Source organism: Vibrio sp. 10N, from assembly GCF_036245475.1.
GTDB lineage: Bacteria > Pseudomonadota > Gammaproteobacteria > Enterobacterales > Vibrionaceae > Vibrio.
In genome coordinates this window covers 1,276,182-1,293,220 of the sequence record NZ_BTPM01000001.1, presented here as the reverse complement: position 1 = coordinate 1,293,220, position 17,039 = coordinate 1,276,182, and the positions used below count along the sequence as shown (strand labels likewise).

The 17,039-nt window shown below is 47.2% G+C and carries 16 protein-coding genes; 8 read left to right on the top strand and 8 right to left on the bottom strand.

Annotated features, from left to right (window positions below):
* Positions 1-39: 39 nt before the first annotated feature.
* Entirely contained in the window at positions 40-1,254 is a 1,215-nt protein-coding gene (locus AAA946_RS06125) for a phosphoribosyltransferase family protein (RefSeq protein WP_338164064.1), read from the bottom strand.
* 1,395 nt (positions 1,255-2,649) lie between these two features.
* On the opposite strand from AAA946_RS06125, the gene AAA946_RS06120 reads away from it, so the two are divergent.
* Positions 2,650-3,585: a hypothetical protein gene (locus AAA946_RS06120; RefSeq protein WP_338164063.1), complete on the top strand. Its 936-nt coding sequence runs from the start codon at positions 2,650-2,652 to the stop codon at positions 3,583-3,585.
* 672 nt (positions 3,586-4,257) lie between these two features.
* On the opposite strand, the gene AAA946_RS06115 is transcribed toward AAA946_RS06120, so the two are convergent.
* Positions 4,258-4,473 carry a TIGR02450 family Trp-rich protein gene (locus AAA946_RS06115; RefSeq protein WP_338165779.1) on the bottom strand — a complete coding sequence of 72 codons (216 nt, stop codon included), beginning with the start codon at positions 4,471-4,473 and terminating at the stop codon, positions 4,258-4,260.
* A gap of 208 nt (positions 4,474-4,681) precedes the next feature.
* On the opposite strand from AAA946_RS06115, the gene AAA946_RS06110 reads away from it, so the two are divergent.
* From AAA946_RS06110 to AAA946_RS06085, 6 genes are read left to right on the top strand one after another with little or no spacing between them, the layout of a single operon-like run.
* Positions 4,682-5,386: an ABC transporter ATP-binding protein gene (locus AAA946_RS06110; RefSeq protein ID WP_338164062.1), complete on the top strand. Its 705-nt coding sequence runs from the start codon at positions 4,682-4,684 to the stop codon at positions 5,384-5,386.
* On the top strand, positions 5,383-6,621 hold the full coding sequence (locus AAA946_RS06105; RefSeq protein ID WP_338164061.1) for an ABC transporter permease: 1,239 nt from the start codon (positions 5,383-5,385) through the stop codon (positions 6,619-6,621). The genes AAA946_RS06110 and AAA946_RS06105 overlap by 4 nt, the downstream gene beginning before the upstream one ends.
* On the top strand, positions 6,614-7,399 hold the full coding sequence (locus tag AAA946_RS06100; protein ID WP_338164060.1) for an outer membrane lipoprotein-sorting protein: 786 nt from the start codon (positions 6,614-6,616) through the stop codon (positions 7,397-7,399). Before AAA946_RS06105 ends, AAA946_RS06100 begins: the two co-directional genes overlap by 8 nt.
* Entirely contained in the window at positions 7,396-8,736 is a 1,341-nt protein-coding gene (locus AAA946_RS06095) for a hypothetical protein (protein WP_338164059.1), read from the top strand. Before AAA946_RS06100 ends, AAA946_RS06095 begins: the two co-directional genes overlap by 4 nt.
* A complete protein-coding gene (locus AAA946_RS06090; RefSeq protein ID WP_338164058.1) occupies positions 8,736-9,773 on the top strand; it encodes a sensor histidine kinase in 1,038 nt (345 codons plus the stop codon). The genes AAA946_RS06095 and AAA946_RS06090 overlap by 1 nt, the downstream gene beginning before the upstream one ends.
* A 13-nt stretch (positions 9,774-9,786) precedes the next feature.
* Positions 9,787-10,557: a LytR/AlgR family response regulator transcription factor gene (locus AAA946_RS06085; RefSeq protein ID WP_338164057.1), complete on the top strand. Its 771-nt coding sequence runs from the start codon at positions 9,787-9,789 to the stop codon at positions 10,555-10,557.
* Between the two features lie 6 nt (positions 10,558-10,563).
* Here the strand turns inward: AAA946_RS06085 and AAA946_RS06080 are convergent, their stop codons facing one another.
* Positions 10,564-11,448: a LysR family transcriptional regulator gene (locus AAA946_RS06080; protein ID WP_338164056.1), complete on the bottom strand. Its 885-nt coding sequence runs from the start codon at positions 11,446-11,448 to the stop codon at positions 10,564-10,566.
* A 133-nt stretch (positions 11,449-11,581) separates the two neighbouring features.
* On the opposite strand from AAA946_RS06080, the gene AAA946_RS06075 reads away from it, so the two are divergent.
* Positions 11,582-12,253: a type 1 glutamine amidotransferase domain-containing protein gene (locus AAA946_RS06075; RefSeq protein ID WP_338164055.1), complete on the top strand. Its 672-nt coding sequence runs from the start codon at positions 11,582-11,584 to the stop codon at positions 12,251-12,253.
* Between the two features lie 68 nt (positions 12,254-12,321).
* On the opposite strand, the gene AAA946_RS06070 is transcribed toward AAA946_RS06075, so the two are convergent.
* The 5 genes from AAA946_RS06070 to AAA946_RS06050 all read right to left on the bottom strand — a co-directional run bounded on the left by AAA946_RS06070 (position 12,322) and on the right by AAA946_RS06050 (position 17,018).
* A complete protein-coding gene (locus AAA946_RS06070) occupies positions 12,322-13,269 on the bottom strand; it encodes a DUF3179 domain-containing protein (RefSeq protein ID WP_338164054.1) in 948 nt (315 codons plus the stop codon).
* Positions 13,270-13,333: 64 nt separating this feature from the next.
* Complete coding sequence (locus AAA946_RS06065; RefSeq protein WP_338164053.1) at positions 13,334-13,783, bottom strand: DUF1499 domain-containing protein; 450 nt, start codon at positions 13,781-13,783, stop codon at positions 13,334-13,336.
* Between the two features lie 124 nt (positions 13,784-13,907).
* Positions 13,908-14,462 (bottom strand): DUF1439 domain-containing protein, encoded by a 555-nt coding sequence (locus AAA946_RS06060; RefSeq protein ID WP_338164052.1) that lies wholly within the window; start codon positions 14,460-14,462, stop codon positions 13,908-13,910.
* A gap of 123 nt (positions 14,463-14,585) precedes the next feature.
* Positions 14,586-15,719: a carboxynorspermidine decarboxylase gene (gene nspC, locus AAA946_RS06055; protein WP_338164051.1), complete on the bottom strand. Its 1,134-nt coding sequence runs from the start codon at positions 15,717-15,719 to the stop codon at positions 14,586-14,588.
* A gap of 54 nt (positions 15,720-15,773) precedes the next feature.
* Positions 15,774-17,018, bottom strand: a complete 1,245-nt coding sequence (locus AAA946_RS06050) for a carboxynorspermidine synthase (RefSeq protein WP_338164050.1) — start codon at positions 17,016-17,018, stop codon at positions 15,774-15,776.
* Positions 17,019-17,039 lie beyond the last annotated feature (21 nt).

The following is a 17,039-nucleotide window of genomic DNA, read 5'->3' as shown; positions in this document are numbered from 1 at the left end:
GCTAATCTATCGCTGTACTTAATCGATAGAATGCGCAGGTTAGTGTTTCAGCTCAGACAGCTGATCAGAGAACCAAATCTTGCGCTGGAAACGCGGGTTTTTAGAAGACATATCGATCTTATATGGATTTTCTTCTTCCAAACGCTGCGGGATGTCCAAGATCTTGCTTAGCTCCTGCGCCAAGTACTTCTCAATCTTCAGCACCACCATCTTCTTACGCAGACGGCCTTGCTCATCGCGGTTAAGAATGGTCGGCATAGTATTCAGCGTCAGAATCTCGCCTAATGCAGGATGAGACATACGCTCACGACCTTCGGTACTGGCGTAGAAATGAGAGACGGTAAACACCATGTTCTCAGGTTTAAGCTGCTGCAGGAACTGGCACGATTTCACCACGGTTGACCCAGTGCGAACCATGTCGTCAAACAATACGATGCTGGAATTTTCTAGCCCTTCGAAGGTGTCTTCACTCTCTTTGTGCAGGGTGATTTCTACCTTACGTTCAGCGGTACGCTCTTTATCCAACATGATGAACTTGGCTTTGCTCAAACCAATTCGGTTGTACATCTCTTTAACGAAATCACGTGCCCCTTTGTCTGGCGCACAAAGTACCAAACCTTCGCCATCTGGGCCGTAATTCAAGATGTTAGAGTTAAGCAGGTAGTGGGCGTAAATTTGGTAAGGAATGAGGTTATAGAAGCGGCCACCAAATACATCGCCGAACATCTTTTGCACGGAATCTGAGTGGTTATGTACCGTCACCACATCATCAACACCAGACAGTTTCAACAACTGCGCATAAAGCTGCGCGGTAAACGGCTGGCCATCAAACTTCTTAATGTCCGACACAGAGCGCTCACCACCCGTATCACCAAGCTCAGGACGCGCGCCACGATCTTGCGCAGAGAAGAAAAGGTCAGGCTCCACCAGCACCACGCGACTCGCACCATTCTCTTTAGCAGCACGCGCAATAATAAAGTTGTGCATCGCTAGCTCTTGGCGACTGGTCACAAGGTTGCCGGTACTAACGATAACGACCGTCTTACCTTCTAAGCTGTTACCGATATTGTCCATGTCATCTTCATCGGAGATAAAGCGCGGGCAAAATTCGGTATTCATGAAGTGCTTCATACTGATGACATCAGAGATGTCCTCATGCTGCCCCATCGCATAAGCGACATCAATGGCAAACGGGTTATCGGAAGAGTTACTGACAATCACTATATCGCTAGATAGTGGATTTTGGCTGCTCATGGCATTCCTTATTGATTCGGAAAGTGAGTGGGTTGTGATGGGGGTATTCTAGCGGGAAAGCAAGCAAAACGGCAGGGGGGAAGGGTAATTTATGGTAAGAGGAAGGTTGAAATGCTAAGTGACTTTTGACAAAGCACTCCTGCTTCGATTGTTGTGAATCACGCTGAGCTATCAGTCACCCTCACTCAGGTGAGGATCTTGCAGAGCATAATAGCTCTCTAAGTGAACCAAAGACGGTTATACCGCGATAGGCTCTGTCATTCATAGCTATACCTTTGCAACTATCAACAAAGACTTCGTCATTCCGCACTTGATGCGGATCTACTCAACGCGCACGCCAGATTTTTAAGGAGTTCTCGTTAGCTCATTTTTGGATAGAAATGCTCTACATCCCTTCATTTCTAACATACCCCATATATCCGTCATCCTCACGAAAGTGAGGATCTCTTACCGCGTGTAATTGACTGAAAATATTCGACTAAGTCACGTAATTCAGCTTCGCGACGCGCCGCATGAGATCCCCTTTTTCAAGGGGATGACAGTGATTTTTTTTGGGGGGGAGGAAGCGCGAAATGGGGCATTTTTGTGTTACATGCCCCGCTAGCACACATCTGGACAAAAATGCTCTACATCCCTTCATTTCTAACATACCCCATATGGACGTCATCCTCACGAAAGTGAGGAGCTCCTACCGCGTTTAGGTGACTGAAAATCTTCGACTAAGTGACGTAAATCAGCTTCGCGACGCGCCGCATGAGATCCCCTTTTTCAAGGGGATGACGGTGATTTTTGGGTTGGTTTGAAACGCAAAATGGGGCAAAGACGTGTTTGCCGAGATAGGCGTCAGCACGTCCTTCGACAGAAGTTCTCTACATCCCTTCATTTCTAACATACCCCCATATAGCCGTCATCCTCACGAAAGTGAGGATCTCTCACCGCGTGTAGGCAACTGAAAATCTTCGACTAAATCACGTAAATCAGCTTCACGATGCGCTGAATGAGATCCCCTTTTTCAAGGGGATGACAGTGATTTTTTGAGGATGGTGTGAAACACGAAAAGGGGCATTTTCAAGTTAGTAACATGCCTGGATCAGTTATTCTGTGATTTGGTTCATTAAAGAAGTAGTAGACGTCACGCCCTTTACTAAACTACCCGCAGGAGCTCGCTTATTGAGCAGAACCACAACAGGTCAAACCAATGAAATTACATGTAATATATTGATATAAAGATTAAAGTTAAGCTTTTGCACTGAGGCTAACATGAGTAAAACAATACTTCTGAAAGAATACTTTGGGCTAAGTCTCAGAGTTAACCTAGAAGTACTATCATTGGTTTACTGACTAAATTCCTTCTTGATAACATCACTCTATATTCATTTTATAAAAGGAATTTTCATGAATAAATTGAGTACGTTATTAATAGTCACTTCCCTTTACGGATGCTCTAGTTCAGAGCCCATAGGCCCCAAAAGTGAAGCACTTTTGCTCGCAGAACAGACCTCACTTATGCAACCTCAGACCGTCCTTTGGCAGACTACTGAAAGTCCGCTTAGAGATTATTCTGTTGACGATATACACGAAATTGAAAAAGCTTTTGCAGATAAGTCCCCTGGAGATGTTTCGCTTGTGATTGGCACACTGAGTGTACTTACTGGGAATTTAACAGGTGTCATCGACGTTGCTGGCGGGGCCGCAGGTAATATTGCTACAGCCAACCACCCAGCAGCTTACTCTCATTGGCTGATTGCTATGCCTAGTGAACAAGCTGAAAATGGTCTGCGAGCTAAAAATCTTGCACAAGAGACGATACAGCATCATGCCATTACACTATTAGCTGAATATGGGGTCGATCTCGAAAAGGTAGTAGTAAAGCCGGAAAGTTCTGCGTCTTTAACCGGAGCGAAGATATACCAGGAGACAGAGTATAGAATTAAAGGTACTGATATCAGTTACGGATTTTATGAGCGTGAGTTCTATGCTCACAATGAAAAATACGGGTTAGTTGAAGGTCACACATCGCTAATTTCAGCCGAGAATCAATATGTCAGCTCACACGATACTAAGCTTTCAGGGGTGTATGGTTTTAATCACCAATATCTTATCAAAAACAAAATCGCACCATTCGATAGACCTGATGGGTTAGATATTTTCCTGAAAGAGCTAACTTCGCGCTTGCCTCAAGGGTACATGTTTTATCAATCACCTAAGTTCAGCAAAACACTTATCCCCGCTATATATACAGATGGCAAAAAACACGAGTTCCTAAAGCCTGATGCAGCCGCTTTAGTTGAGGTTAAGAAATCGCAAGTCTTGGCAACAACTTCGAATTAAGTGCTTTAGAAGCCAGCGTTATGGACGCAACGAGACGTTCATAATGCTGTTCTTTACCCACCTAGAGATACTGTACGCTCATTTACGCTGCTCGTAACTCGCTATTGTCCCGAAGCGACCTTACCAACATAAAAAAACATTTTACTGCATGATTCTTGTTGCCTTCACATGAGCAGAATTAGGGTAAATTCCGGTTGTCTTCGAACACGCATGTTATAGCTGAAAATGATAATGGGGCATTTTCGTGTTACCCCCTCCAACCAGCACGATTCTGCACAAAAGCTTGTTGGTTATTCTAAACCCTTCTCTCACAATATATTCCTCATCCTCACAAAAGTGAGATTCTCCTACCACGTGTAGATAACTGAAAATCTTCGACCAAGTCACGAATCTCAACTTAGCAACGCGCTGAGTGGGATTCCCTTTTTCAAGGGAATGACGCTGTTATTTGTTGGGGTTGAAACGAGAAAAGTGGCAAATGTTCGTTACGAAAATTGAGTATTGACAATCGATCAGTAACTACTGGTATAGCAACGTCAGTGAACTGAATTTTCAGCATTAAAAAGCCGGTCAGTGCCCGCTACGGTAAGATGTCTGCCTGCACAGGAAAGACGGTCGGTACGTGGAGTTTGAAGAATACAGTCCGAAGACCGACGAGCATATAACGATCTCTCACTTCCACCCCTGCAACCAACTCCCCCTATCCTTCAACTCACGCCAGTCCATCTCTATCGCTCGCTTCGACATAATCGCCTCTAACTGACAACCAATCACCACGCCTTCATCATCGCGCTCTACTTCAACCACAATAAAGTGCTTCTCTTTCTGTTTTGGTGTCACTGCGGTCCACTTGCTATTCAGTAACTTGTTGGGATTAAACTTATTTATCGTCGAACTCATGTTTCTCAATGCCCATTGTGAATCTCTTCTCTTTCAACGTAGCCACTGACAATTCGATCATTTTCTTGAAAACCATTTATCCCCATTACTAACCGTTTATCTCCAAAAATCACCATTTGTCGCATCACGAAGCGGCGCCCTGCTCGACTTAGTAAATTGAACGCACACCAATCGAAAAGTATCGCAAGGAGTCGATATGATTACGTTCCACCAACTACACAAACGCTACATCATGGGCGCAAACGATGTAGAAGCGCTTAAACACATTTCCGGCACGATTCAGACTGGTGAAATCGTCGCTTTGTGTGGGCCGTCGGGTTCAGGGAAGAGTACATTACTGAATATCTTAGGGCTGCTCGACACCAACTATGACGGCGAGATTCATTTCGCGAGCAATACCATGAGTAAAGACGCTAAAGCACTAACCCGCTTTCGCCGTGAGAATATTGGTTTCGTGTTCCAGCGCTTTAACCTAATCCCAGTAATGACGGCACTGGAGAATGTCGCTTACCCGCTCATGCTCAACAAAGTCTCTTACCAAGAACGCATGCAAATTGCCGAGCAATGGCTAGAGCGTGTGGGACTTGGTGAGGTCAAGCACCATCGCCCCGACCACCTTTCCGGCGGCCAGCAGCAGCGCGTAGCCATCGCCAGAGCACTAATTCACAACCCACAGTTGGTCATTGCCGATGAACCAACCGCCAGTCTAGACAGCAAATCCGCAGGGCAAATCGTCGAGTTAATGAAGAAGCTTAGTCATGAGCAAGGCACGACTTTCATCGTCGCCACGCACGACAGTCGTATGTCCAGCCGCTGTGACCGCACCATTGAACTGGTCGACGGCACGCTCTCTTCCATGCCACAACATCAGCCGATTGAGCTAAGTAAGGAGATCGCATGATTTCAGCACAACTACAGGGCTTTAAAACCGCAAGCCTATATCTGGTTAGAAACAAGCGCCGCACACTGTTGTCATTAATCATCGTTGCGATTGCTATCTTTGCGCTTACCGCGGCAGCGGGTTTTGGCTTGTTTACCTATCAATCACTCGAGCGCTCCACCGCGAACGATGTTGGCCATATTACCTTAAGCCAACCCGGCTACTTTGAGCGTGAAGAAGAAATGCCACTGCAAAATGGTATTGCTCAGTACCAAACGCTTAACGGACTGCTCAGTCAAACACTCGAAACCAAGGGAATTCAACCAAGGATCTATTTCTCTGGTTTGATATCCAATGGCCGAAAGTCCTCTATTTTTGTCGGCAATGGTGTTGAGCCCAGTGAGTTTGTTCTGCGTGAAGATTTCATTGGTTTGCAAACTGGCAGCGCGCTTACCGAATCCAGCGAAGACGGCATTATGATCGCCAATGAACTGGCCAATAACCTGTCTGTTCGCGTTGGGGATTGGGTAACGCTGCTTGCGACTACGACGGATGGTGTGCTCAATGCGATGGATTTCCAAGTTGTGGGCACCTACAGTACCGGCGTTCCTGAACTCGATAAACGCCAGATTCATGTTCGTCTATCGAGTGCACAATCTCTGCTCGCCAGTGATAAAGTCAGCGCAGTGTCTATCTACTTAAACGACACCAGACTGACAGACTCGGCCTCAATAGCAGTAACTAAAGCACTCGACAGCGACCCTGCCTTTGCCAACTTACAACTCACCCCATGGTACGAGCGCGCGTTTTTCTACAACAAGGTTCGCGGCCTCTACAACGGCATCTTTGGTGTCCTCGGTATCGTGCTTGGCTTAGTGGTATTTGTGGCGCTATTTAACACGATGTCGATGACCGTGTCTGAACGTACACGTGAAATTGGCGCTCTGTCCGCAATGGGCAGTTACCCACGAGAGATCATCGCCATGTTTGTCCGTGAGTCGATACTCATCGGTATGGTTGGTAGCGTTGCTGGCGCCCTGTTTGCCTGGTTCACCACGCTGTTTCTTCAAGTTGCCAATATTCAAATGCCACCACCACCGGGGCGAAGTGAAGGCTACCCATTGGAGCTCGTATTCTCATTGAACGTTGCTACCTACGCGGGCATCGCCGTCATCATCATCTGCGTGTTTGCTGCGTTTATTTCCGCACGCAAAGGTACCAAACGACCTATTACGGAGGCACTTGCTTATGTTTAATTGGATTCAAAAACAGCCGCTATTAATAGCATCACTAGTCACAATCTGTGCCAGCTGGCAAGCGCAAGCCAACACAATATCTAAAGATACCAGCGCTGCAGAGATACTATCGATCGCCGATGACTACCGCCTAGAGGACGCAGCTTCTAAAGTGGTTACCGAAGTTGCGCTCTATCAAGATGGCGAGCTTGATAAGACCCGCCAATATGAAGTGTACTTGAGACCAGACCGAGAATCTTTGGTGCTATTTAAGTCCAAAGTCGAGCAAGGTCAAAAGATGTTGATGCTTGGTGACAACTATTGGCTAGTGATGCCAAAAAGTCGTAGACCCATCCGCATCACACCGATGCAAAAACTGTTAGGTGATGCGTCTGTGGGCGATGTCTCCACACTGACTTGGAGCCAAGATTACACAGGTGAAATCGTCTCAGAGCAAAGTAATATTTCCGGTGCTGATTCTGAACCTACACTTCGGCTTTCTCTAAAGGCAAAAACAGCGGGCGCGAGCTATCAATCGATTGATCTTTGGGTCGAGAAACAGAGCGGTTTTCCAGTGCGAGCAGACCTCTACCTTACTTCTGGCAAACTGGCCAAAAAGGCACTATTTGAATCTGGAGAGCGTGAAGGCCAAAGACGCGTAGTCACTATGGTCTTGCTCGATCAAATCCAAACCGACAAAAAGACGGTTATCGACTACCAAGAGGTTACGCCGCAGCAGCTCGCCGACAAGTACTACAACCCGGCGTATCTGTCTAAAAATAAGCGAGTCGAGCTATGAACGCCCAACCTTGCTTAGAGCATGGCTTGAGACACAGCTTACCTGCACCCAAGCGCATAGCTTGGGTGCCTGCGGCGCTAGTTCTTCTCCTAAGCGCCAACTTAGCAAGCGCCTCTGACTCTTCTTGGGATGCACTCGATATTGAAACCGACTATCAAGTGAATTTGCAGTCCATTGGTGGCGGAGAGAGTGCATTCTTGCCAGAGCAAAGCGATCGCAGCCACGAGCAAGTCAATGCCCTGCTCGATATCAATGCGCAGTTCCATTCTGTTAGCGCCAATGTGGCTCTACTTGGCACATCAATATATGACAATACACCTGACGGCCATGACCAACGCCAATTCGATACAGTCATCTCTACACTGACTTATGAGGCCAGCGTGACTTTCGGTGATTCTGAATGGGACGTTCTCATGGGTAAGGCACGTATCGACTGGGGTGTGGGCTATGGCTACCGCGTGCTGGACATTTTCACCCCTTATCGCCGTAACCCTGTGGGCATACAGATTGAAGAAGGCGCAGGCACACTGGCGCTGTCTCACTATGGACTTGAATCGGAATGGACGCTCATCACCACTGATTCAAGTTGGAGTCAGCTCGACACCTCTGAGTATGGCCGCGCTACCGAGCAGCAAGGACTGGGTGGTAAATATTATCGCTTACTGGGTGATCTTGAGCTGCAAATGATTGGCTATTACGACAATGTTCGTCAGGGACTCCTTGGTGGCAGCCTAGTCAATGTATTCAACCAAGCATGGTCAGCACACGCCTCGATTTCCTATTCGCGTCGCTACCAAGGCTATGACATCACACCAAATCAACCGGCGAGTCTCACCGAGAAAAGCAATGCCAGCCAAGTATTAGTAGGAAGCACTTGGTCGCACGAGTCTGGCCTAAGTGTAATTGGAGAGTATTGGTACGACTCGCGAGCCTGGAGTCAATCTGAATGGGATAGCGCTAATCAGTACGCCAGCTCTAATGACCCGAGATTTAACCCCACCTCTCAATCTTTTGCACTTGGCTACAGCCAGCAAAACATCGTACAGCACAACGTCATGCTGCACGGTCGGCTTGACCCTATTTTCTGGCGTCAGTGGCAGTGGAGCAAAGACAGTCACCTACTGCGTAGCATGCACCCGCGACTGGATATCATGATAGCACCAGAAGATGGCGGCATTATCGCTACACAGTGGCTCGATTTTGATGTGGTTGATACTGGCGATACCAGTTTTAACCTCGAACTTGCAGCACGATTCGTGACCGGGGCAACGAATAGCGTGTATGCAAATTTACCGGATACCTATAACATATTGATTAATCTAAAAGGACGTTTCTAATGATGACTATTCCAATGGCGGAGAATGGCTGGGCTCGCTCACTGTTGTTCACAACTCTGTTCTGCGCCTTAATTGCTGTGATCACCGCATCCATTTGGTCGGCACCTTATTATGAGAACCTGATGATAAGCCTTGGCTATGGTTACAGCGCCGTGTTCATCTCTTGGGCGCTTGCTCGTTTTGTGCCGACACTGAATCAACAGCGCACTCTATCGCTCGCCATAACGCTATCCTCAGCCGTCGCGCTTGGTACGGTAAATGCCTATTTTTGGGTGAGTAAATATCCGGGATTCGATGTGTGGAACGGCATAAAGCCGATCTTTTTCCTTGGCATTATATTTACCTCAATCTGCTTCTACTTTTTTCATGCTCAAGAGCAGAAAATGAGACTGCAACAAGCTCTGGAACAAACCAAGCGTGACCAAATCGAGCAAGAAAAAGCCTTAGTCGAATCCGAGCTTAAGCAGTTGCAAAGTCAAATTGAACCGCACTTTCTGTTTAACACCCTTGCCAATGTCAGCGTGCTCATTGATGCCAACCCTGAGCAAGCCAAAGTGATGCTCGATAAGCTGACCACTTTGCTGAGAGCGTCTATGACAGGACACCGTAGTAGTCATGTCACCATCGCCTCGGAAATGAAGTTATTGGAAGCCTACCTAGCTATCCAAGGGACGCGCTTAGGTGACAGACTAACGGCAACGTTTGATATTTCAGATGAAGCCAGCCATGTGATGATTCCGCCTTATCTACTTCAACCGCTGGTAGAGAATGCTATCAAGCACGGTATTGAACCTAGTGTCAAAGGGGGCAAGGTTGCCATTGAGGCACAAAACAAAGGCAATCAATGCATACTAAAGGTCGTAGATAACGGACTAGGTCTCTCAGCCAATAGCGATAATGCGGGTCATGGTATCGGGATCAAGAATGCAAAATCTCGGCTCAATGCCATGTATCAAGGCAGAGCCACGCTAACAATCACTGAGAACGCACAAGGTGGCGTAACCGCCACCATTATTTTACCGCTCGACGCTCAATAATTTTGGATGAATTATGATAAAAGCACTGATTGCTGACGACGAACCGCTCCTTCGATTCCACCTCGACAAGTTGTTGGCTGACGCTTGGCCTGAGCTCGACGTCGTTGCGAAATGTGAAAACGGCGAACAAGCGCTTTCCGCTATCGAAAAGGAACACATCGATGTGGCGTTTCTAGATATTCAAATGCCGGGAAAAACCGGACTGGATGTTGCGCGAGAGATCGCTAAACGTTCATCAAACAGCGATAAACCAGCCCCTCTGATCATCTTTATTACCGCGTTTGATCACTATGCTGTCAGTGCGTTTGAAGCTAATGCGGTGGATTACTTACTCAAGCCCATTGATGAAACAAGACTTATTGAGGCTTGTGAAAAAGCCAAATCGCGCCTGTCTTCACATAGCGCAGCCCCTGAGCTTAGCTCGCTCATGGCCAACTTGGAAAAGCTGTCCCTGAATGCCACACCACAATTTTCTAAATGGCTTAAAGCCAGTAAGCAAGACGAAATTCATCTCGTATCAGTCGACGATATTGCCTACCTAAAAGCCGAAGATAAGTACGTTACCTTAGTCACCGATGACAAACGCGAATATGTGCTACGTAGTAGCATCAAAGAGCTATCAAACCAGCTTGATCCTGACTGTTTTTGGCAGATTCACCGCTCAACGATGATCAATCTTCATAAGCTCGAAAAGGTGAAAAAAGATCTCACTGGAAAAATGAACGCTTATGTGGCTGGGAGCAAACTTCCTGTCAGCCGCGCTCTGCAACACCTTTTCAAGTGAGTCACTTTATTCCTGCCAATCAGCGAAGTAATTCACTAAGTAATCAATCGCCATTCTTGCTCTTACGGGCAAGAAGCGGCGATTTTGGTAAACAATCCAGCTACTCGAACCTTTGCCCCAATAAGGCTCGAGAACAGGCGTTAATTTGCCCGTGGATAACGCATCCCCAAAACTGCTTCGCGGCAAATAAGCAATACCCAACCCCTCTTCACACGCTTGAAGCAGTGCGTTTGAATTGTTGCTTCTCCAACGACCACTTACACGAATAGCGCTCATCGGCTTGCCTTCTTTTTCAAACTGCCAGTGATCATTGTTGGCGATTATACAGCTATGTTGAGCAAGTTGATTGGGATGTGTTGGCTCACCATATTGTGATAAATACTGCTGACTTGCCGCAGCGGCCATCGGCCTGTCCACCAGCTTTCTTGCCACTAACCCCGAGTCATTCAAACGGCCATAGCGAATCGCAAAATCAACGCCATCTTCGATGAAGTTCACCATGCGGGTATTAAAATCCATTTCGACTGTGAGTTCTGGATATTGTTTGGCAAACGCCATGAGAGCTGGCGCAACATGATTTTCTGCAAATGCACCAGCAGCGCTGACGCGCAGCGTGCCACTGAGATCAATATGTTGAGAAGATAAACGCTCATTAGCTTGCTGTAACCCAATGACCAGCTCTTTGCACTGCTGGTAATACACCTGTCCTGCGTCCGTCAAACTGACCATTCGGGTCGAGCGCGCTAGTAATGCCACCCCCACCCGCTGTTCCAATCTCGAGACTTGGCGACTCACATGACTGGTGCTGCAACCAAGCTGCTTGGCCGCAGCCGAGAAACCGTGACTTTCTGCAACAGCAACGAACTCATTGATCCCTTCAAAGCTCTCCATAATGACCTCGGCAACGCCTATCTTTGCTATATAGCAATAATGTTTTTCCTAATTTGCCAATTATCACCCATATGGTTTGCAATTAATATTCATTCGTACAATAAAAAACCCGTCAGCTCAAAAGGAATGAATCATGAAAAAAGTACTGATCCCAGTTACCAATCACGCCACGCTAGGTGAAACCGACCAAGCCAACGGTACCTACGCGCCAGAATTAACCCATGCGCTCAGTGAAATCCTAGCCGCAGGGTTCGAGTATGACATCGCCTCAATCAAAGGTGGCAAAGCGCCACTATATGGCACGGATATCGAAGGTGACAGCGTCAATGCAGAACTGCTGGCGAACGATGACTTTCAAAACCGCATTAACAACACAATTCCAGCCTCGCAAATCAACGTAGAAGACTACGACGCTATCTTCTATCCTGGTGGCTTTGGTCTGCTGTCTGATCTCGCAACGGACGAATCTTTCGCAGCCATTGCGGCAAAACACTATGAGAATGGCGGCATTGTGTCTGCGGTATGTCACGGTCCTGGTGCTCTACTGCCAATCACACTTAGCAATGGTGAAAAGCTGTTGGCCTCTAAGTCGGTGACCGGTTTTACTCGTGAAGAAGAAGTCGACTTCGGCACCATCGATGCGATTCCATTCTTGCTGGAAGAATCTCTTGCACGTACCGCTAAGCAGTACACTAAGGTGCAGCCTTGGCAAGAGTTAGTCATCGTTGATGAGCGCGTGATCACGGGTCAAAACCCAACAAGTGCCCACGGCGTGGGTAAAGCACTGGTTGAAAGTCTTAGCTAATAAGCCGCAGTGTATACAGCGATAAACAACGAGCCCCAAGTACACTTATGTATTTGGGGCTTATTTTTTTAGGATGCATTAAAGACTTGGGTATCAGGATAAAAGGCATACCAAGCAAACCAAAATAGCAAAGTCGATGCTAAGGCCTGTCCGTCTTTGTCGGTTACCCAAGCGGACTGGTTCTGACTATCCCAATGAATGGTATAAATCTGGTTGCCAACCACGTACTCAAAACTCACCTTATCTTGCTTTTCTAACTCACTGAATGGAAACGCAACGGCACTATCGCCGAGCAATACGCCCAACACCATCTCTTTCTGGTGGTATTGGCTTGGGGCTTGGTTTGCCACGGGAAAATAGATACTAGGATGCTTGGCATAACCCGCGTAAGGGTCGCGTTGGTAGTCACGCCGATATCCTGTTTCCGTCGATAACACCTGTGTTTCAGGATTGCGCTGCAACCAAGTTGACCAACGAGACAAAGACATCGGGATCTGCTTAAGCTTGCTGCCAACCAACGCCCCTGCCACTGCTTCACCATGGATTTGCGACCAAAGCGACTCGGTTTCCCGGTCATACATCAGCACGTCTGAGCTATACAACAAGCCCGACACACCAAACTCTAGCTCACGCTTTCCACTCCCCTCTGGTTTACTACTAAACGCCATCCCGCTACTACAAAGTGGACAGTAGCTCACTACGACTCGCTTTCCACCCACAGTATCATTGACGATCTCATGCCAGTTCAGAATGTTCAGTGGATAAGCTTTGGCTTCGCCATTGATCATCAAACCCAACACCACATCACGTGCCTTTACGCTTTTGGCGTTCTTGCCTAATTCAAACTTCGGATCGGTAAGTGCAGGGATGCCATCCCGAGGCGGCCCTCCACTTTGGACTAGATCCAGAGGTACGCTGGCGTTGTCTAACTCAAAGCCATTGAGGGATTTTGCAGATCCTAAAGAAGGGGCGAGCAGTAATAAAGCAAATGAAAGTACAGGAAGAATAGAACGCATGTTGCTCTCCTCACAGCGGCAGTTAGTCAATTAGACCGTCTGTGAGGAGAATCGCTTTCAGAGATCAGCCGTTGGTTTGCTGGAACGCTTGAACAAACTTTTCATAACGGGCGCGGTTAACACCAGCGTCGCTGTAACCAGTGCGCGACTGAGAGCGGTAATGCATGACGCCATTTTTAGCATCAAAGTAGAGCTCCACATCATCATGAAAGCGCATTAAAGGCGTGGTAAATACCGTGTGAACATAATCGCCGCTGTCCGTAATAATCTCATTGCGACCCAATGCTTGCAGTGCTGCCAACGCACGCGCTTTCGCCGTAGCTAAATCATCAAAGGCGATAGGTTTGACCTGCTTTTCAGGAATATTGGTTTGCGAAGAGACAGCATTGGGCGTGGAAGGCATTCGAGCCAGCTGCCCATCATCCACACCCAAGTAGGATGGCATGGTGTTGTTTTTATAAAACATGTAACCGATTAGAACGAGTATCAGAGTGGTGAAAATTTTGCTGATCATGAACAGTCCTTTTGATACTGGCATAGAATTCAATCCCTTGCCATTTTTCTAACTAATTGAATAAATTACTCATAATAGTCTAACGTGGTCAAACCAGATCACAAATTGATTCAAAAACCTCGTATTACTCAAAAAAATCGAGAACCAGCTTATTATTTTCAACCGACACTTTCGGGCTCGATGATTTGAGCAAAGCCTGCTTGACGGTAGTTTCATCCAGTTGATAGACCGGATAACTCGACACCGCACTGCCAATCAAGGAAACGGCGGGCTTGATCAATTGGCGAATTTCGGGGGCGAGTACCGACCCATCTTCATCGAGCCTCTCGAGTCGTAGCGATTTTAGAAATACTTCCCCGGTCTCTTTTTTATACTCAGGCACAGCACTGAATTCGATATCCAAATCTAAGTCGACATCTTGCTGATTCAACATTTGTAGCTCCGCCGTAGTGTTGGCAAACACTGCGACGCGATCTTTATCCGAGCGACCAATGGTGACGCGCAAATCATCGACCGAGACTTTGGCGTACAACACATCTTGAACACCAACAGACTGTTCAAGCTTGAGATTGTCATTGAGGTACTCCGTCATCTCTTGCTCTGTAATGCTGTAGCTGACACATCCAGAAAGAGCGAAAAGTGCAATGGCGGAAAAGAGAGTTCGATAAGTTCGAGTCATTTGGAAGGCTCCTGATGAGATAAATCGCGCATGCCCTATGTTGTTAAAAGATAGGGGCTTATAAAAAAACAGGCAAGCCCTAAGTGCTTGCCTATTCTCTCTAGATTAACATCTTGAGCGCGATTAACTCACCGACCATTGAGACAGTGAACGTTTAAAATCGTCATAACCAAACTCATTGAGTTTCTCGATTTCGCCAGTTGAGCGCTCACAATAGATGGATGGCATTTTCAATCCATTGAACCAGTTGAGTTTCACCATGGTGTAGCCCGCGCTATCCATAATATGCAGCTGCTGCCCAACGGTTAACGGCGCATCGAAATTAGCGACACAGAACTGATCACCAGCAAGACAAGAGCACGAACCGATAACATACTCGTGTGCACCTTCTGGATTGGCTTCTGCAATTGACGCAGGCTCATCATAGATAAGCGTATCCAAACGGTGGGCCTCAGTTGCAGAGTTAACGATGGCTGTTTTCTTCTCGTTCTCAACGATATCGACCACAGTTACTACCAAGTCCGTCGTTTTGGTAATGATCGCTTCACCCGGCTCAAGATACATCTGAACGCCATGCTTCTCTGAGAAGGCTTTGAGTGCTGCACCAAGCTTATCAATATCGTAACCTGGCCAAGTGAAAAATACGCCGCCGCCCATGCTCACCCAATCAAGCTTATTAAGGTGCTCACCAAACTGCTCGGAAATCGCATCAAGTAAACCGATGAACGCATCCACATCTTTGTTCTCACAATTCATGTGGAACATGACGCCATCGATACTCTCAAACACTGCTGGATCGATATGGTCAGCTTGTACACCAAGGCGAGAGTACTTACGCGCCGGGTTAGCAAGATCTTGCCCTGCATAGCTAACGCCAGGGTTAAGCCTTAAACCCAAAGACGCTTTGCCTTCAACAATATGACGGTAAGCCGCTAACTGAGACTGGGAGTTGAAGATCATCTTGTCACAGATATCCGCGACTTCACGTACATCGTCTTCGGTGTAACCCACGCTGTAAGCATGAGTTTCACCACCAAAGGTCTCATGACCCAGTTTTACCTCGAATGGGCCACTACTGGTTGAGCCGTCAAGGTAAGGTTTGATGATGTCAAAAACACCCCAAGTTGAGAAACATTTCAAGGCTAGAACAAGCTTAACGCCAGAGATCTCTTTGAGGTGCTTCGCTTTTTCTAGGTTGTCGATCAACTTGGATTCGTCGATCATGAAGTATGGGGTTTTGAGTTGGGATTTGTTCATTTTAATGGTCCTAGATAACTAGGTCCTAGGCTCTAGGGCCTAGGACCTTAATCCTTACTTAAGGATCTGGATGTCTGGCGCACCCACTTCCAACTCTTGAACGTGCCAATCCAGACCAATCTCTGGCATCGTCTCCAAGAACGGATCTGGGTCTAGCTGTTCCATGTTAAACACACCAGCCTCTGCCCATTTACCACGGAAGTATTGAAGTGCCGCAGTGATTGCTGGAACACCTGTGGTGTAAGAAATCGCTTGGTGCTCAACATCTTCGTACGCCACTTCGTGGTCAGCGTTGTTGTAGATGAAGACTGAGCGCTCTTTACCGTCTTTCTTACCTTGAACCCAAGTACCGATACAAGTTTTACCTGTGTAGCCAGGCGCTAGAGAGGTAGGGTCTGGAAGAAGCGCTTTAAGAACGTGCAGTGGTTGCACAACCGTGCCATCGTGCAGTGTTAGCGGCTCTGGGCTTAGTAGACCGATATCGCGCATGCAGTTGAAGTAGTTTAGGTAGCTGTCACCGAAACCCATCCAAAACTCGATACGTTTTGCAGGGATAAACTCTTGCATTGAACGAACTTCGTCGTGTGCCATAGAGTAAACCTTGTGCTTACCGACTAGTGGGAAGTCAAATTCAAGCATACGAGAGTGACATTCAACTTGCTTCCACTCACCGTTTTCCCAGTAGAAAGAGTCACCTTGGATTTCAAGCATGTTGGTTTCTGGGTCGAAGTTGGTCGCAAACTTCTTACCGTGATCACCGGCGTTAACGTCCATAACATCGATAGTATCGATCTCATCGAACAAGTGCTTCACTGCGTATGCGGCAAAAACACTGACTACACCTGGATCGAAACCGGCCCCTAGGATGCCTGTGATACCTGCTTCTTTAAACTTGTCGCGGAAGCCCCACTGCCAGTCGTATGCCTGTGGTACTTGCTGGCCTTCAGAACATAGGTCTACCGCAACCGACGTATCTAGGTAAGACACCTTCGCTTGTAGACACGCTTCCATGATGGTGATGTTCACCCACGGAGGACCGGCGTTGATCACGAGATCCGGTTTTACTTCGTTGATCAAAGCAACCAGTGCTTCAACGTCGTCTGCGTTAACCGCACGTGATTCAAGCTTTTTACTTGGGTCTTTAAGGTTGTTTTTGCCCTTGATTGACTCAATGATTTTTTCGCATTTCGCTACAGTGCGCGAAGCGATAGTGATATCACCCAGTACATCGTTGTTTTGAGCCGCTTTGTGTGCGACTACCCAACCAACACCACCAGCACCAATTTGTAGAATTGCCATTTGTTTCGTTTCCTTTTTCTC

What these genes read in the sequence shown, in the direction of transcription:
- AAA946_RS06090 (WP_338164058.1), top strand. Translation starts at nt 8,736, where the DNA reads ATGATGACTATTCCAATGGCGGAGAATGGCTGGGCTCGCTCACTGTTG.
- AAA946_RS06065 (WP_338164053.1), bottom strand. Translation starts at nt 13,783, where the DNA reads ATGATCAGCAAAATTTTCACCACTCTGATACTCGTTCTAATCGGTTAC.
- AAA946_RS06100 (WP_338164060.1), top strand. Translation starts at nt 6,614, where the DNA reads ATGTTTAATTGGATTCAAAAACAGCCGCTATTAATAGCATCACTAGTC.
- AAA946_RS06105 (WP_338164061.1), top strand. Translation starts at nt 5,383, where the DNA reads ATGATTTCAGCACAACTACAGGGCTTTAAAACCGCAAGCCTATATCTG.
- nspC (WP_338164051.1), bottom strand. Translation starts at nt 15,719, where the DNA reads ATGAACAAATCCCAACTCAAAACCCCATACTTCATGATCGACGAATCC.
- AAA946_RS06050 (WP_338164050.1), bottom strand. Translation starts at nt 17,018, where the DNA reads ATGGCAATTCTACAAATTGGTGCTGGTGGTGTTGGTTGGGTAGTCGCA.
- AAA946_RS06095 (WP_338164059.1), top strand. Translation starts at nt 7,396, where the DNA reads ATGAACGCCCAACCTTGCTTAGAGCATGGCTTGAGACACAGCTTACCT.
- AAA946_RS06080 (WP_338164056.1), bottom strand. Translation starts at nt 11,448, where the DNA reads ATGGAGAGCTTTGAAGGGATCAATGAGTTCGTTGCTGTTGCAGAAAGT.
- AAA946_RS06070 (WP_338164054.1), bottom strand. Translation starts at nt 13,269, where the DNA reads ATGCGTTCTATTCTTCCTGTACTTTCATTTGCTTTATTACTGCTCGCC.
- AAA946_RS06085 (WP_338164057.1), top strand. Translation starts at nt 9,787, where the DNA reads ATGATAAAAGCACTGATTGCTGACGACGAACCGCTCCTTCGATTCCAC.
- AAA946_RS06120 (WP_338164063.1), top strand. Translation starts at nt 2,650, where the DNA reads ATGAATAAATTGAGTACGTTATTAATAGTCACTTCCCTTTACGGATGC.
- AAA946_RS06060 (WP_338164052.1), bottom strand. Translation starts at nt 14,462, where the DNA reads ATGACTCGAACTTATCGAACTCTCTTTTCCGCCATTGCACTTTTCGCT.
- AAA946_RS06125 (WP_338164064.1), bottom strand. Translation starts at nt 1,254, where the DNA reads ATGAGCAGCCAAAATCCACTATCTAGCGATATAGTGATTGTCAGTAAC.
- AAA946_RS06110 (WP_338164062.1), top strand. Translation starts at nt 4,682, where the DNA reads ATGATTACGTTCCACCAACTACACAAACGCTACATCATGGGCGCAAAC.
- AAA946_RS06075 (WP_338164055.1), top strand. Translation starts at nt 11,582, where the DNA reads ATGAAAAAAGTACTGATCCCAGTTACCAATCACGCCACGCTAGGTGAA.